The organism is Bradyrhizobium huanghuaihaiense (assembly GCF_007830635.1).
Taxonomy (GTDB): Bacteria; Pseudomonadota; Alphaproteobacteria; order Rhizobiales; family Xanthobacteraceae; genus Bradyrhizobium; species Bradyrhizobium huanghuaihaiense.
On record NZ_VLLA01000003.1, the window covers coordinates 530,994 to 546,052 of the forward strand.

Annotated in this window: 9 protein-coding genes and 1 pseudogene; 3 read left to right on the forward strand and 7 right to left on the reverse strand. The window is 64.1% G+C overall.

The annotated features are described in order from the left end of the window. The 3 genes from IQ16_RS10430 to IQ16_RS10440 form a co-directional block, all read right to left on the reverse strand. Nucleotides 1–1,803: a caspase family protein gene (locus IQ16_RS10430; RefSeq protein WP_018645879.1), complete on the reverse strand. Its 1,803-nt coding sequence runs from the start codon at nucleotides 1,801–1,803 to the stop codon at nucleotides 1–3. Nucleotides 1,804–1,867: 64 nt separating this feature from the next. Continuing rightward, nucleotides 1,868–3,676 carry a caspase family protein gene (locus IQ16_RS10435; protein ID WP_051123042.1) on the reverse strand — a complete coding sequence of 603 codons (1,809 nt, stop codon included), beginning with the start codon at nucleotides 3,674–3,676 and terminating at the stop codon, nucleotides 1,868–1,870. A 260-nt stretch (nucleotides 3,677–3,936) separates the two neighbouring features. Continuing rightward, a complete protein-coding gene (locus tag IQ16_RS10440) occupies nucleotides 3,937–5,790 on the reverse strand; it encodes an ATP-binding protein (protein ID WP_167526317.1) in 1,854 nt (617 codons plus the stop codon). Between the two features lie 208 nt (nucleotides 5,791–5,998). Between IQ16_RS10440 and IQ16_RS10445 the strand changes: the two genes are divergently transcribed. Then, a complete protein-coding gene (locus IQ16_RS10445) occupies nucleotides 5,999–7,366 on the forward strand; it encodes an ABC transporter substrate-binding protein (protein ID WP_018645882.1) in 1,368 nt (455 codons plus the stop codon). A 165-nt stretch (nucleotides 7,367–7,531) separates the two neighbouring features. On the opposite strand, the gene IQ16_RS10450 is transcribed toward IQ16_RS10445, so the two are convergent. Beyond that, nucleotides 7,532–8,857: an LVIVD repeat-containing protein gene (locus IQ16_RS10450; protein WP_018645883.1), complete on the reverse strand. Its 1,326-nt coding sequence runs from the start codon at nucleotides 8,855–8,857 to the stop codon at nucleotides 7,532–7,534. Between the two features lie 77 nt (nucleotides 8,858–8,934). Further along, nucleotides 8,935–10,842 carry an acyl-CoA synthetase gene (locus IQ16_RS10455; protein WP_145831440.1) on the reverse strand — a complete coding sequence of 636 codons (1,908 nt, stop codon included), beginning with the start codon at nucleotides 10,840–10,842 and terminating at the stop codon, nucleotides 8,935–8,937. Nucleotides 10,843–11,086: 244 nt separating this feature from the next. On the opposite strand from IQ16_RS10455, the gene IQ16_RS10460 reads away from it, so the two are divergent. Together IQ16_RS10460 and IQ16_RS10465 are read left to right on the forward strand one after the other, a co-directional pair. Beyond that, nucleotides 11,087–12,169 (forward strand): SecDF P1 head subdomain-containing protein, encoded by a 1,083-nt coding sequence (locus IQ16_RS10460; protein WP_020608019.1) that lies wholly within the window; start codon nucleotides 11,087–11,089, stop codon nucleotides 12,167–12,169. A 256-nt stretch (nucleotides 12,170–12,425) separates the two neighbouring features. Then, nucleotides 12,426–13,232 carry a Crp/Fnr family transcriptional regulator gene (locus IQ16_RS10465; protein ID WP_018645886.1) on the forward strand — a complete coding sequence of 269 codons (807 nt, stop codon included), beginning with the start codon at nucleotides 12,426–12,428 and terminating at the stop codon, nucleotides 13,230–13,232. Nucleotides 13,233–13,239: 7 nt separating this feature from the next. Here IQ16_RS10465 and IQ16_RS10470 read toward each other — a convergent pair. Together IQ16_RS10470 and IQ16_RS10475 are read right to left on the reverse strand one after the other, a co-directional pair. Further along, nucleotides 13,240–13,880: pseudogene (locus IQ16_RS10470) on the reverse strand (glutathione S-transferase family protein). A gap of 219 nt (nucleotides 13,881–14,099) precedes the next feature. After that, nucleotides 14,100–14,651, reverse strand: coding sequence for a cytochrome b (locus IQ16_RS10475; protein WP_026312446.1), 552 nt, complete (start codon nucleotides 14,649–14,651; stop codon nucleotides 14,100–14,102). Between the last annotated feature and the right edge of the window lie 408 nt (nucleotides 14,652–15,059).

The window sequence follows — 15,059 nt, forward strand, 5'->3', positions numbered from 1 at the left end:
TCAGTTGCATATTTCGGTGGTCGGCGACGCACCGTACATGTTCTTCACCGTTCCGAGACGGCATCCCTTGCCAACCGGCCGGCAACCCGCGCTGTTGCAAATCATCTGTCCGGATGCTTGCGATTTCGGTGCGGCGGACTCCGCGTCTTTCCGCTCCTGGTCCCGCCGCCTCGGCTCTTCACGGGCCGCGGGCTTTCTCTCCGGAATCTTCTCGCACTCGTTGTCGTCGCCGACGCGATAGCCGGCGCGGCAGGTGATCTTCGCGCATTGATCGCCGTCGGCCTTGAAGCCGAAATTGCACACCAGCGGGCACACCCGTCCCGGCTTCGCCTTCAGCGCATCGAGCACATCGACGCTGGCGAGCTTCGCATCGAACTGGGTGCCGGCATATTTGTTGAAAAGCGTCAGCGAACGCTGCGCGGCCGAACTCCACTCGCCTTCCGCAGCCGACGTGAGGCAGCCGACACGGCGCAACTCGCTCTGCACGGATTTCGCGAGGTCAGCCGCGGATAATGGCGATGTCGGCCCGGGTGACAGCGCCGCGACTTTTTGCCCGGCCTCGGGCAACTGGCGATCCGCCGCCGGCTTTGCAGCCTGCTCGGCCCTCTCGGCCGCCTGCTTGGCGGCGAGCTCGGCCTTGGCCTTCTCCGCCGCCTGCTTCTCGGCCAGTGCCTTTGCAGCCGCCGCTTCTGCCACCTTGCGCTCGCGTTCGGCCGCTTCAGCCTTCGCCTGCTCGATCTGCTTCTGTTTCTCCGCCGCGATGCGCGCCTCTTCGGCCGCCTTGGCGGCCGCGGCGGCCTTCTCCTGCTCGGCCTTCTGGGCGCGCTCGGCAATCAGCCTCGCCTTTTCCTGCTCGGCCGCCTTGGCCTTTTGTTCGGCCGAAGCACGCGTCTCTTCGGCAGCGATCTTGTTCAGCTGCCCCTTGGCGAGGTTGGCATAGAAGCCATCGGGATATTGCGTCAGAAACGCCTCCCAGCCGTCGCGCGTCGCGAGCTGGAGCGCAAGTTCGTAGTCTCGCCTGAGTTCTGACTGCGGATTTGCCTGCGGACCCGTCGCGGCCGGCCTGGCAGGAACCAGCGGCACGTCATCGCCGCCCAGCGAGCCATAGACGAAGGGTTCCTGCTTGTTCGCGGTGCTCCTCAGCACATCGTCGCGGACGAACCCGAAGGCCTTGCGCAGGTCGAGCCCGGGTTTCGGCAGATGGTCGCTCAACGCCACTGCGAACGGGCTGTTGCGGGAATCGCCATCGGACGCGGTCGAGCCCGCCTTGGCCGCGAACGCGATCATGGTGTTCGGGCTGGTCGGCTCGACCTTCGCAAGGCCGCGACCGATCGCGCGCGAAGCCACGGTGCGCTTCATCGTCTTGGCAAAGGGATTGTCACGACACGCATCGAGGATAACGAGGCGCAGCTGCTTGGCGGGCTCGATGCTCACCAGCACGCGATCGATCGGCAACGCCTCGTCGTAGACGTCGGCGTCGGTCTCCAGAGCGGCGTCTGTCGGGATGAGATAGTTGGTGCCATCAACTTCCATGCCGTGGCCAGCGTAGTAGATGACCGCGACATCGGCATCCCGCGTCCTGGTGCCGAATTCGCGCAGTGCCTTGCGCATTTCGGGGGCGCTCAGGTCCTGTCGGACATCGACCGTGTCAAAACCGGCCTTCTTCAACATGCCGCCGATCAAGCCGGCATCGTTCGCCGGATTGCCAAGCTTCGGCACGCTCTTGTAGGCGGAATTGCCGATCACGAGCGCGACACGCTTCTCGGCCTGCGCCGGCGCGCAAGTCACGAGAGCTGCAAACATCAATGCGTAGAAATATCGAGCTATGGTCACGCCATTCATCCGCGGCTTTGATCGACGACACGATTCAGTTGCAGACCTCGTAATTGCCGCTTCCTATGGCGGCGTTATACCTTCCGGGCGTAGCCCCGGACACGAGCCTGCAGCCTTTCTGCACCGGGCGGCATCCCGCCGAGTTACAAAAGATCTGCCCGCTCGCTTCCGGCTTGGACGGCGCAGCTTCGGTCGCTTTCCGGTCTGCGTCCCGCTTTCTCGAATCCTCGCGCGTGGCGACCGGCTTCTTCTCCTGGATCTTCTCGCACTCGTTGTCGTCACCGACGCGGTAGCCGGCACGGCAGGTGATCTTCACGCATTGATCGCCGTCGGCCTTGAAGCCGAAATTGCAGACCAGCGGGCAGACCCGTCCCGGCTTCGCCTTGACCGCATCGAGCGCGTCGACGCTGGCAAGCTTCACGTCGAACTGGGTGCCGGCATATTTGTTGAACAGTGTCAGCGAGCGCTGCGCGGCCGACGTCCACTCGCCTTCCGCAGCCGACGTGAGGCAGCCGACGCGGCGCAATTCGCTCTGCACGGATTTCGTGAGATCAGCCGCGGATAATGGTGATGTCGGCCCGGGCGAGAGCGCCGCGACCTTTTGCTCGACTTCGGGCAACTGCCGGTCGGCCGCCGGCTTTGCAGCCTGCTCGGCCCTTTCCGCCGCCTGCTTTGCGGCGAGCTCGGCCTTGGCCTTCTCCGCCGCCTGCTTCTCGGCCAGCGCCTTTGCAGCCGCCGCTTCTGCCGCCTTGCGCTCGCGTTCGGCGGCCTCAGCCTTCGCCTGCTCGATCTCCTTCTTCTTTTCAGCCGCGATCCGCGCCTCTTCGGCCGCCTTGGCGGCCGCGGCCGCCTTCTCCTGCTCGGCCTTCTGGGCGCGCTCGGCAATGAGCCTTGCCTTTTCCTGTTCGGCCGCCTTGGCCTTTTGTTCGGCCGAAGCGCGCGTCTCTTCGGCGCCGATCTTGTTCAGCTGGCCTTTGGCGAGGTTGGCATAGAAGCCGTCGGGATATTGCGCCAGAAACGCTTCCCAGCCGTCGCGCGTCGCAAGCTGGAGCGCGAGCTCGTAATCCCTGCGAATGGCCTCCTGCGGATTTGCCTGGGGACCGGCCGGGGTTTGCTTCACGACCAGGGGCACGTCGTCGCCACCGAGCGAGCCGTAGACATAGGGCTCCTGCTTGTAGCCTGTCGCCTTGAGCACGTCGTCGCGCACGAACCCGAAGGCCTTGCGCAGATCGAGTCCCGGCTTCGGCAGGTGCTCGACCAGCGCGGCGGCGAACGGGCTGTTTCTGGCATCGCCGTCCGATGCGGTCGATCCCGCCTTGGCTGCGAACGCAATCATGGTGTTGGGGCTGGTCGGCTCGACCTTGGCGAGGCCGCGTCCGATCGCGCGCGAGGCCAGCGTGCGCTTCATCGTCTTCGCGAACGGGTTGTCGCGGCAGGCATCCAGAATGATCAGGCGCAACTGCTTGGCCGGCTCGACCGCGAACAGCGCACGCTCGACCGGAATGGTCTCGTCGAGCACGTCGCCGTCCGTCTCCAGCGTGGCGTCGGTCGGAATGAGATAATTGTTGCCGTCCAGCTCGATGCCGTGGCCGGCGTAATAGATCACCGCCATCTCCGCATCGCGCGACCTGCCGGCAAACTCACGCAGCATGCGCCGCATCTCGCTGGCGCTGAGATCCAGCCTGACGTCGACGGAATCGAAGCCGGCCTTCTTGAACATGCCGCCGACCAGCGTGGCATCGTTCACGGGATTGCCGAGCTTGGGCGCGCTCTTGTAGGCGGAATTGCCGATGATGAGCGCCACCCGCCGGTCGGCATGCGCCGATCCGCAGGCAAGGCTCATCGCAAAAATCACCAAAGCAAATAGCCGAACCGGAATCACTTGCGTCCCCCCGGATGCAATTCCATGAGACTATTCGGAGCATGGCCGAATGCCAAATCCTCCCTATGTGATCATCCTCACACAAAGCGTCGCGGACAGCTCGTTGATCGTGCGGCGAAGCGCCGCTGTAAGGTCCGGCCAAGCCGAGGTCTGATGGCCCCTTACCTCCTGCGGTTGCACCAGGGCCCGGATCGCGAAAGGCGCGTGCTGCGCAGACCCCGTCAGCGGGCAACAGAGCGCAGGCCCGCTGGCTCGTCCGCCTTCAACATGCGGGATGTGGCCTCGTCCGAGGCCAGAGGCAGGGTGAACTGAAAGACGGCGCCCCGAGGCTCGTTTGCGCCAGCCCACATCTGTCCGCCATGCGCCTCGATGATCGAGCGGCAGATGGCGAGGCCCATCCCCATGCCTGTCGGCTTGGTGGTGTAGAAGGCCTCGAACAGGCACTCGACATTCTTCGGATCCAGTCCTGGACCGGAATCGCGCAAGGTGACGTGCACGCCGTTCGATACATCCCGATCGGTGCTGATCAGCAACTCGCGTTTCCCTTCGCCAATCGCGGCCATCGCCTCGATCGCGTTGACAATCAGGTTGAGCACCACTTGCTGAAGTTGGACACGATCTGCCTGAATGGTCGGCAGGCCTTCGGCAAGTTGCGTTCGTACTGCGACGCCGTTCTTGAATGCTTCGCTGCGGGTCAGCGCGATGACCTCGAGCACCGCCTGGTTGATGTCCATGTCCTCCTTTTGCGGCGCCGCCTTCCTTATCAGCGCCCGGATCCGGCCGATGATGTCGCCGGCGCGCATGCCATCGCCGGTGATCCAGTCGAACGTCTGTCGAACCCGCTCCAGATTTGGCGGTTGAGCCTCCAGCCAATTCAACCCGGCCTCGGCGTTCGCCACGATCGCGGCGATCGGCTGGTTGACCTCATGGGCAATCGAAGCCGTGAGCTGCCCCATCGTGGTGACGCGATTTGCGTGCGCGAGCTCCATCAGGGCTTCGCGGTAGAGCCGCTCGTGCTCGCGAGCTTCGGCCTCTGCCCGCTTGAGAGGCGTCAGATCGAGGACAAAGCCGACCCCTTGATCCGCACCTGGTGCAAACATCGTCCCGCCAATCAGCACGGAAACACGGCTTCCATCCTTCCGGACATACTCCTTCTCGAACGGCTGGGCCGTCCCGACCCGCTTCAATTCCGCCACGGTTTTTACGTCGCGGTCGCGCCATTCCGGCGGCGTCAGGTCGTATCGATGCAGGCGACCCGAGGCGAGATCGTCCCGGTCGTATCCGACGATGCGCAGGAACGCGTCATTGGCCTCGAGAATGCGCCCCTCGACCTCCCAGATGATGATCCCGATGATGTTGGAGTCGAACAGGCGCCGGATCTTGATATCCCGCGCTGCAAGATCGCTCTGCAGTTGAATGTTCTCCTCGGTCGCCTGTCTCCGCCGTTTCGCTTCGAGCCGCGCGAACGCCAACGCCGCTCCCGCCAGCGCGACGACGAGGACGACGGCGCCGGCCATCAGCCAGGTCCAGCGCTGCTCGAATGCTTCGGCATGCGTCTCCCGGTCGGCGAGCCGAAAGCGCTCGTGATCCACCATCTGGTCGATTTGCGAGCGGATCTCGTCCATGCTGCGGATCATCGCCAGCGCCGCCTGCCCGGACGTGCCGGCGGTCTTCACCATCTCGTCGATCTCGCGCAGCTTGGCCGAAACGGTCAGCGCCAGGTGTTGCGCGCGCAGACTCTGCAACGGATCGTCCGCGACCAGCACCAGCAGCGCCTGCGCCTCGCGCCGCACACCTTCGTCGGAGACGCCGTAGGCTTTGAGATAGGTGGGGTCGAGGGTCATTAGATACCCGCGCCGTTCGGTCTCCAGCTCGGCGGTGATCGAACGCAACCGATCGAGTGTTTCGAGCACCTGGCGGCTATGCCCAAGCAGGTCATGAGCCGCCTGCCGCTCCTGCTGATATTGCAGGCCGAGAAAGCCGGTCGCAGCGAACAGCGTCAGAAGCGCCACGACCGCCACGATCAGCGGACGAGCCAGCCATCGCAAAGACGGGACCAGAGCAGGAACTGACATCGGCCTTGGGTCTTTGATGCTCGTGTGACAGCGCGTCTTCTGGTGTCGACGCCTGAGCGTGATAGAATAATAGCATGGTTAGGTGGGGTGGAACCCGACATTCTCGCCCTCCAAGGTTACACCGGTCTGGCCAGTCGTCGCGCGAAGGCCGCAACATCACCGGTATGGCTCGTGTTGCGAATGATTGCCCGTCGCAGGGAGAGGCAACATGACGTACGCACAGAGCGGTCGGAGTCCGACCAGCCGTCGCAGCTTCGTCAGGGGATTGGGGGCGGCGGGCGCAATCTTGCCGGCGCTGGGCGCGTTGCCACGCTGGGGCTTCGCCGAGGATCGCGCAGCGACCTACGCCAACGCGAACATCGATTGGAAGCAGTTTGCGGGGCAGACCATCTCTCTTTCGGGCGCCATCCATCCCTGGTCGAATGCGATCACGCCGCTGCTGCCGGAATTCACCCGGCTCACCGGCATCAACGTCACGATCGATTTCCAACTCGAAACCACATTCCTCGGCGCCTTGCCGATCAAACTCGCCCGCGGCAGCGCGACGCCCGACGTATTCATGTTCACGACCTATGGCCAGGGCATCTCGGGAGGATGGCTCGAGCCATTGAACGGCTATTATTCCAATAGATCGCTGACCGATCTCAGCTGGTATGACGAGAGCGACCTGCTCAAGACGGCTCGGGCCTTCCCGCTGTGGTCCGACGGCGAACGGTACGCCATACCGATCACCTCCGAAGCGATGACCATGTTCATCAACGGCGACGCGCTGGCAACCAAGAACCTGCCGGTTCCGCAGACGTTCGAAGAGCTGCTTGTGACCGCCAAGGCGCTCAAGTCCAGCGAGATGTCGGGGATCGCCATGCGGGCCCAGGCCAGCGGCAATTCCTCTCCGCCGGCCATGGGCTTCTTGTTCTCTTACGGCGGCGCCATGATCAAGGACAACAAGGCCGTGTTCGCAAGCCCCGAAGCGATCGCGGCCGTCGAGATGTACGGACGCCTGCTCAGCCAGGCCGGGCCTGGCGGCGTCGGCAGCTATGAATGGTACCACGTGCTGGACGACTTCCTGCAAGGACGGACTGCCGTCGCGATCGACAGCAGCAATTTCGCGACCGACATCTCCAATCCGGCCAGGAGTCGCGTCGCGAAGCAGGCCCAGTTTGCGGTCTTTCCGCATGTCCCTGGTCGCGCCCCCGTGCCCTTCATGTCGCACTGGCAGGCCTGCATCAATTCAAAATCACGAAACAAGCGGGCAGCTTTCCTGTTCCTGCTCTGGGCGACAAGCAAGCCGACATCGCTGCAGACTGCGGCAGCAGGGCTGGCGACGACACGCGTGTCGGCGTGGTCCAGCGAGGGCTTCAAGAAGGCATTCGGCCCGCAAGCCGCCGAGGCGGCGCTGACCAATTTGCAAAATGCCGATGTCGACCGCGCCAAGGCGATACTCTTCCATCCGCAATCGCGACCGATCCTCGATGCGTTCATGATCGGCGTCAATGAAGTGGTCAACGGCGAGAAATCGGCAAAGGACGCCATGACCGGTGCAGCCGCGCAGGCCAATGCGGCGATCCGCGGCTAGCGGCTGATCGAAACGACGATGCTGGCTGGGAAGGTCGGACTCGTAGGGTGGGTTAGCCGAAGGCGTAACCCACCACTGTCTATCTCCGCGGAAGCAAAGGAGGTGGGTTACGCCCAGCGGACTGCGCTTCGCGCAGCCGCAGAGCTAACCCACCCTACGCGTTGCTCACCCCTGATATTGCAGCACGTGCATGCCGGCGTTCCAGTCGGAGACGAACATCAGCCCGTCGGGCCGGACGTAGGCGTCGCAAGTCTTGGCTGCGAGGGCGATATTCGGCCGTGGGTCGATGAGCTTCTTCGGCGTCGGCGGCACCCAGTACGCGATCTCCTTGGGCGCGAAGGCATCCTTGACGTCGAACACTCTCACACCGGCATTGTTGTAGGTCGCGAAGATCGTCTCCTCGCTCTGGAACGAGCCCGGGCGGTTCTCGTGGAGATTATGCGGGCCGAAGGTGCCGCTGGTGCAGAAGTCGCGCTCGCGCGGGGTCGGCAAGGTTGCGATCGGCACCGGGTTCTCGGGCGCGCGCACGTCGAGCACGAAGGTGTGGAACAGGCCCTTGGCGCATTTCTCCGCGTTGGCTTCGTCCGCGACGATCGCAAGCTGTCGCTTGGGCAACGGCAACGGCGTATGCGTGCCGCCGGCGAAGGGCGGCGACCAGTTGATATGGGACAGCAGCTTTGGATTGGCGGGATCGCTGATGTCGTGGACGGTGAAGCCGCCATCGCGCCAGGCCGCATAGCCGCGATCGCCTGCCGTGATCATATGATGAAGCGCGAAGCGCTTGCCCTTGGGCGTCGGCGGCTCGCCGGCCGCGCGGTTCATACCGGGCAGCCACCATTTCGCGACGACCTCCGGCTTCGTGATGGTCTTGAGATCGACCACGCACAGGATGTGGTCGGTGAAACCGTCGAAATGCGCCGACACATAGGCATAGCGGCCGCCGGGCCACCACAGCCGGTTGATGCCGAAGCCGGGCATTTCGAGGAACGCGATCTCGCGCATCTCGCCTGGTGTCGAGATGTCATGGATCGACAGGCCGGAGCGGAATTTCTTGGCCTTGGTGATGCTGTCGACCAGCGTGTTCTCGAAATAGCCGCGCATGTTGTCGTAGGACTGCATCGCGACGATGTTGGCGCCGTTGGCAACCAGCAGCAGGTCCTCCGCCGCCTGCAAATGATGGGTGCGAGTGTATTGCCCCGCGGTGAAGAAATTGACCGGCTTCAGCGCACGCGGATCGGAGGCGTCCAGGATCGTCACGCCGTCGCTGAACATGTGCCCGACATAGACGTGCTGCCGGTTGAACATCACCTGCACGCTGTCGGGCCGGCCGCCGATGTCGCTGTAGGAGACGTGCTGGATGCCCTTGCCGATGCCCTCCGGCGGAATGTCAGGCTCTGAAGCCGACGCGGATTTCGGCCACCCCGACAGCGCGGCGGCTCCGAACACACCCGACAATTGCTGAAGGTGGCGGCGGCGAGAGACTTGAGGCATCGGTTTCCCCCCATTTTTTTGAAGGGATGATGCTCGCATGACGCGAGGCATGCAAGCCTCGCGTCGCCCGACCTCGCCTAGACCTGCACCACCTCGTGCCGCATCACGAACGGCGCCAGCAGCGTATGCACCTCGCCGGCGACGATCTCGCGCTGGTCCGCCGGCACGCCTGCAAGCGTCACGGTGGCGATCGAGCCGTGGCTGCCATGCGCACCGACCTTCACCTTGCAGTCGATGCCACGCTCGGCGAGCGGCGCCAGCACCTTGGTGAACACGCGCTGCGCCGCGTCCCAGCGCAGCTGCGGCTTGAACACCTTGCCGACGCCGGTCACCGGCATCGGATCGATCGGGATGACCTGCACCGGAACGGCGGCGCGCTCCGGCGTGCGCTCGCGCACCCACGTCTCCAATTCGCCCGGCTCGACGCTGGCGCCTGGTTTCAGCTGCACGTAGCCCACGGGGAGTTCACCCGCGTAAGCGTCGGGCTGGCCGACCACCGCGGCGAAGCCCACGGCGGGATGGCGGAACATGATCTCCTCGATCGGCGCCGGATCGATGTTGTGGCCGCCGCGGATCACGAGGTCCTTGGCGCGCCCGGTGATCCAGAGATAGCCGTCGGCATCGAGGCGCCCGAGATCGCCGGAATTGACCCAGACCTCATCGACGAAGGCGCCCTTGTTGTGCCCGTCGTTGAGGTAGCCGCCGAAGACGCCGGGTCCCGCCATGATGACGACGCCGATCTCGTCCGGTGCGCAATCGCGGATCAGGCGGCCGTCGGCATCGAGCTGCACGATCCGCACGCGCGCATAAGGCATGGGAAGGCCGACCGAACCGAGCCGGATCGGCCGCCCCGGATAGGCCAGCGTGTGCACGCTCGAGGTCTCGGTCATGCCGTAGACCTCGACCACCGGCAGCTTCAGCTTGTCCTGGATCGCCGAGCCCACGGCGACCGGGATCGCCGAGCCGCCGCCGGCGGCATATTTCAGGCTGGAGATGTCCGCATTGCCCGGCGGCACGGCAAGCGTCGCAGCCAGCACCGTCGGCACGCTCGACAGCGCCTCGGGCTTATAGCGCTCGACCAATCCCCAGATGTTCTTCACCGAATTCGGATTGCGCCAGCCGCTCGGCGACAGCACGACCAGTGAGCCGCCGCTCGACAGCATCAACAGCACCTGCGTCAGCGATCCCCCGACATGAAACAACGGCATGCCGAACAGCAAATTAGAGCCGGGCTTCGACTTGAGCAGCAGGCTGAGCGCCCAGGCCTGGTAGACCTGGTTGGCGTGGGTATGCCGCACCAGTTTTGGCGTGCCGGTGGTGCCGCCGGTGTGGAAATAGGGGGCTATATCGGCCCCCGAAATCTTGCGCCCGCTGATAAGCCGGTCCGCCGGCTGCTGCTTGATCAGGTCGTTGAACGCAAAGATGCCCTTGTCCGGATCGCCGCCACCAAACACCTGCACGATCGCCTTGAGGTGCTTCAGCTGCGGGCGGATCTGCTCGACCTTCTGCCAGATGTCGGTGCCGGGCATCGGCCCGAGCGCCACCAGGATCTTCGTATCCACCGCCTCCAGGATCTCCGCGATCTGGTGCGGCTCCAGCAGCGGATTGACGGGATTGGCGATGCCGGCAGCTTCCGCACCGAACAGCGTCACGAAGGCATCAGGCACCAGCGGCAGCATGAAGCTGATGACATCGCCCTTTTCCGCGCCGAGCGCGTGAAACATGTTGGCGGCTTGCGTCACACGCGCAATGAAGTCGCGGTAGGTGACCACGACCGGCGTGTCGGACGGATCGGCATTCTGCAGGAACTGGATCGCCGCACCATCAGGGTTGCGCGCCGCACCGAGCTTGATGGCGTCGTACGTGCTCTCGGCCGCGACGCGGTCCGCGTAAGGGACCTGCTCGAAGGCCCGGACCTCATCGTCGGTCAAAAAGTCCGGATAGTCGTTGCCGATCAGCCGATCGAGCGCATGGATGCCCGCCATGGAATTTCGTCCTCCCTCAGATTTCTCGCCCCTTTGTCTTTTGACATTTTGGTTTGGCGAGACCCGGCCGATGGCCAGCCGAGCGGGACCACAATGAGGGATGATTTGGCGCTCGTCCATGGCCTGGGCGGCTGCGGCGACACCGCCGGATCGAACGGAATTTGAACCTCCGCACCCGATCGGGGGACCAAGAACTGGCATCAGATTCGCCTGCCAGCGTCCTGCCGCAAGACTTAAGGTGATCATGATCACGCCCCTGTGGAATCGCATTGCACCGCTGATCGTCGCGTTTGCGATGGCGTCGGCGATCCCCCTGCCCCGCACAGCGCTCGCCGCGGATAGCCAGCTCGAGAAGATGCGCGCCAAGATCGCGGCCTTCATCGGCGACAAGATGGAGAAGCTGGGCGGCTCGCGCATCGTTTACAAAGTGGACGCCGATGGCTTGCACGAGAGTGCCGTCACGGACCTCCGCGACGACGTCTACAAGACCCTGCGCGAGGGCAAGATCGCCTTCTCGGGTCTTGCGATCCGCGACGGTGGCGTCGAGGTGAAGGTCGCAGACGCCAAGGGCCGCGAGGAGCTGAAGCGCAAGCTCGCGGCGGCCGCGGAGGGGTTGCCCGCGCATGCCCTCTCCGTGACCGACGGCGGCGACGGGCAGGTCAAGCTCAAGCCGACTGACGCCGCATCCGCCGCAGGGCTGCGCGACCTCGTCGAAGATTCCATCGCGATGATCGAGCAGCGCCTCAAGGATGCCGGCATCAAGCTCGCCAGCGCCCAGCCTGATGGCACCGACCGCATCCGCATCTTCGTCCCAGGGATGATGGAGCCCGAGCGCGTCACCGCGATCTTCGCCACGAAGGTCAAGGTCAGCTTCCGCATGGTCGACATCTCAATGCCGGCGGAACAGGCGCAGTCCGGCACACCGCCCGCGGGCACGGAAGTCCTGCTCGGCTTCAAGGACAGGCGCCCTTATCTTGTTGCCAAGGACAGTGCGCTCGACGGCGACGACATCAGCTATGCGGGCCCGGGGTTCGCGAGCAGCACGAACGAACCGATCGCCTCGTTCCGCTTCAACGGACGCGGCGCGCGGCGTTTCGCCCACATCACCGAAGAGAACATTGGAAAGCCCTTCGCCATCGTGCTCGACGACAAGGTGATCTCCGCCCCGGTGATCCGCGAGCCCATCACCGGGGGCTCCGGCCAGATTTCAGGCAATTTCACCCTGGAGGAAGCAAGCAGCGTCGCCATGTTGCTGCGCGCCGGGTCGCGGCCCGGTCGCCTTGCCCTGGTCGAACAGCAGGTGATCCAGCCCGCCGCCAAGCCCTGAGGCGGTGACCGCCCCGTTCCCCTTATCAGGGCCGTCCGAATCCGTCCACGACGCCAAAGCCGCACCCCGCGCCCCCGAATCACGGGCGCTTCACGGGTCATACGCACAACCAACGGGCAATTGCCGAAACGCCCGATCAGGCTAAAATTTGCCTCTTGCGGCATGACGGCTGAACGCTTCATTTCAAGCGGTCGTCATTCGATTTCGGCTATACGAATACCGAGCAGGACTGAAGGCCTTACACGGGGTTAGTACCATGCCGTCCGGCAGCGCAGACATATCCTCGATCCTCGACCGCATTCTCGATGCGGCCACGGACAACCTCAGGATCGCCAAGATCCTGGTCCAGATGGGCCTCGATCCCGACAACGTCACCTACGACGCGATCTTCAACCGGCTGCTGGAGATCTTTGTCCACAACATCACGTTCGCCAATTTGTTCGCCGCGGTCGGCGCCGGCTTCTTCGTCGCCACGCTCCTGATGCGGACGATGGTGCCCCTGCGGGTGGCCAACATGATCGGCTGCGCGTTCTTCGCCGCTTTCGGCGCACTCACTGCCAACGTCTCGACGTTCCTGCTCTATCTTCTCTTGCTTCCGATCAACGCTCTTCGCCTGCGGCAGATGCTCAAGCTGGTCAAGAAGGCGCGCCATGCGGCCGAGGGCGACATGTCGATCGAATGGCTCAAGCCGTTCATGACCGAGCGCAAATATCGCCGCGGCGACACGCTGTTCAAGCTGGGCGATCCGGCCAAGGAGATGCTGCTCACGGTCACCGGCAAATTCCTGGTCAAGGAGATCAACGTCGAGATTCTGCCGGGAGCGCTGATGGGCGAGCTCGGCTTCCTCACGCCGGACAACCGCCGCACCGGAACGATCGAATGCATCGAGGACGGACAGGTGCTGACGATCACCTATGATCGGCTGCTCGAGATCTACTTCCAGGACCCGCAGTTCGGCTACTACTTCCTGGTGCTGACCAGCCAGCGCCTCCTGCAGAACATCGATCGCCTGCAGAAGCAGCTCAACGCGGCGCGGGCGACGACCACCAACAGGATCGCCTGATTTCCGTTCAGCTCAACAGCAGCGCCATGCCGGGATCGCCCTTCTCCATCGCGCGTCGATAGGCCGCCCGTGCACTGACGCGGCCGAGATATTTGACCACGTTCGGGCAGCGCGACAGATCATAGAGCTGGAAGTAGCGCATCGTGGTGAGCGAGAAGCCCGTCATGATGTCGGCAGTGGTGAAGGTCTTGCCCGCCAGATATTCGGCATCGCGAACGCGCGCATCGACCAGATCGAAGGCGCGGTCGACGCGCCCCCTGGTCGCGACCAGCATCGGGTTGTCCTCGGCGAGCTTGAGCCGGTTCAGGATCATAAGCCGACCCATGCCGGCCTGCAGCGTGCCGTTGGCGAGTGAAACCAGTACAGAAACTGCGCGAAGTCAGGATCGTCCGGGCGGAGTGCGAGGCGGCCATTGCCGTATTTCGCCATGAGGTAATCGACGATGGCGCCGGATTCGGCGAGCACGAGATCGCCGTCGGTGATGACGGGCGCGGCCCCGATCGGGTGCAGCGCCTTGTAGTCGGGCGGCGCCAGCATGGTGACGGGATCGCGGGTGTAGCGCTTCAGCGCGTAGGGGATTTCGAGCTCTTCGCACAGCCAGACGATGCGCTCGGACTGCGACTTGCCGAGATGATGGACCGTGAGCATGGCGCCTCCTGTGACCCGCGAGTTGAACTGGTTGCATATTAACCGGTGGAAAGAGCGCGCACGAAACTCCGCTCTCGTGCCCCGGACGCTGCGCAGCACGAAGTGATGCGCTGCAGAGCCGGGGCCCATGTTACAGCGGGCACCGTGGCCTGCATGGGTCCCGGCTCTGCGCAGCAACGCTAAGGAGCGTTGCAGCGCGTCCGGGACACGGGACCGAGCCTACCCCGCCTCGTCCGTCACCATCCGCGCCACCACGCGGTCGCGACGGATGAAGTGGTGCCAGATGGCGGCGACGACGTGAACCGCGATCAGGGCCAGCAGCACATAGGCAAAGAGGATGTGGCGATCCTCATAGGCGCGCGCGGCCTCGCGGTCGGGAGAGGTGAATTGCGGCACGCGAAACAGGCCGAAGAAATCCGAATAATCCGGCGTGTGCGCGCCGGAATGCGCCCAGCCAAGCAGGATCACGACGATGACGGCAAGATACAGCGCGCCATGACTGATGCGGGCGAGGAGCTTCTGCCAGGGCTGGCTGTCGGCCGGCAAAGCCGGCGTCGGATTGGCGACGCGCCAGACCAGGCGCAGCACGGTGAGCAGCAGGATCGCATAGCCGATATCGGCGTGGATCGAGCGGTAGAAGAAGCGGTCAGGGCGCGCCGGGATGTGGTTCATCCACCAGCCGAAGCCGATCATGCCGATGATCGTCAGCGCCAGGATCCAGTGCAGCCAACGGGAAATGCTGCCCCAGCCGGCATTCGTGTTTCTGATCATGTCGGCTCCCCGGAATTTTGCGGACATGCCCCTGCCCGCAGCGCAGCAATGCTGCTGATAGCGGGAACTGGCGGCCATCGTGAAATTGAATCGTTCCAAATTGACCCAAATGTATGGTCCGGCCGTGCGTAGCAAGAGGTTCGTCGATCAGGTGGTGAGTGGTCTTGCATCAATGTATCCGGCCTTTGATTGGAGCATTCTCTCCGGGCCATCATGGATATCAGCGCGCGTGCGTTCTCATTAGCGGACAGGCCTCGATTGGGCCATTTGGGTCACCAGTGTTCGCATGCGCCGGGAAGACCGAACCTCCATCTCGTCTCATCCTCTCGCAGACCTTGGCTGGAACCTGTTGATGGGGTTACGTCATCGCTTGCTCCTCCTACCTCGCAGTTCCTGTGTTCGAGCCGG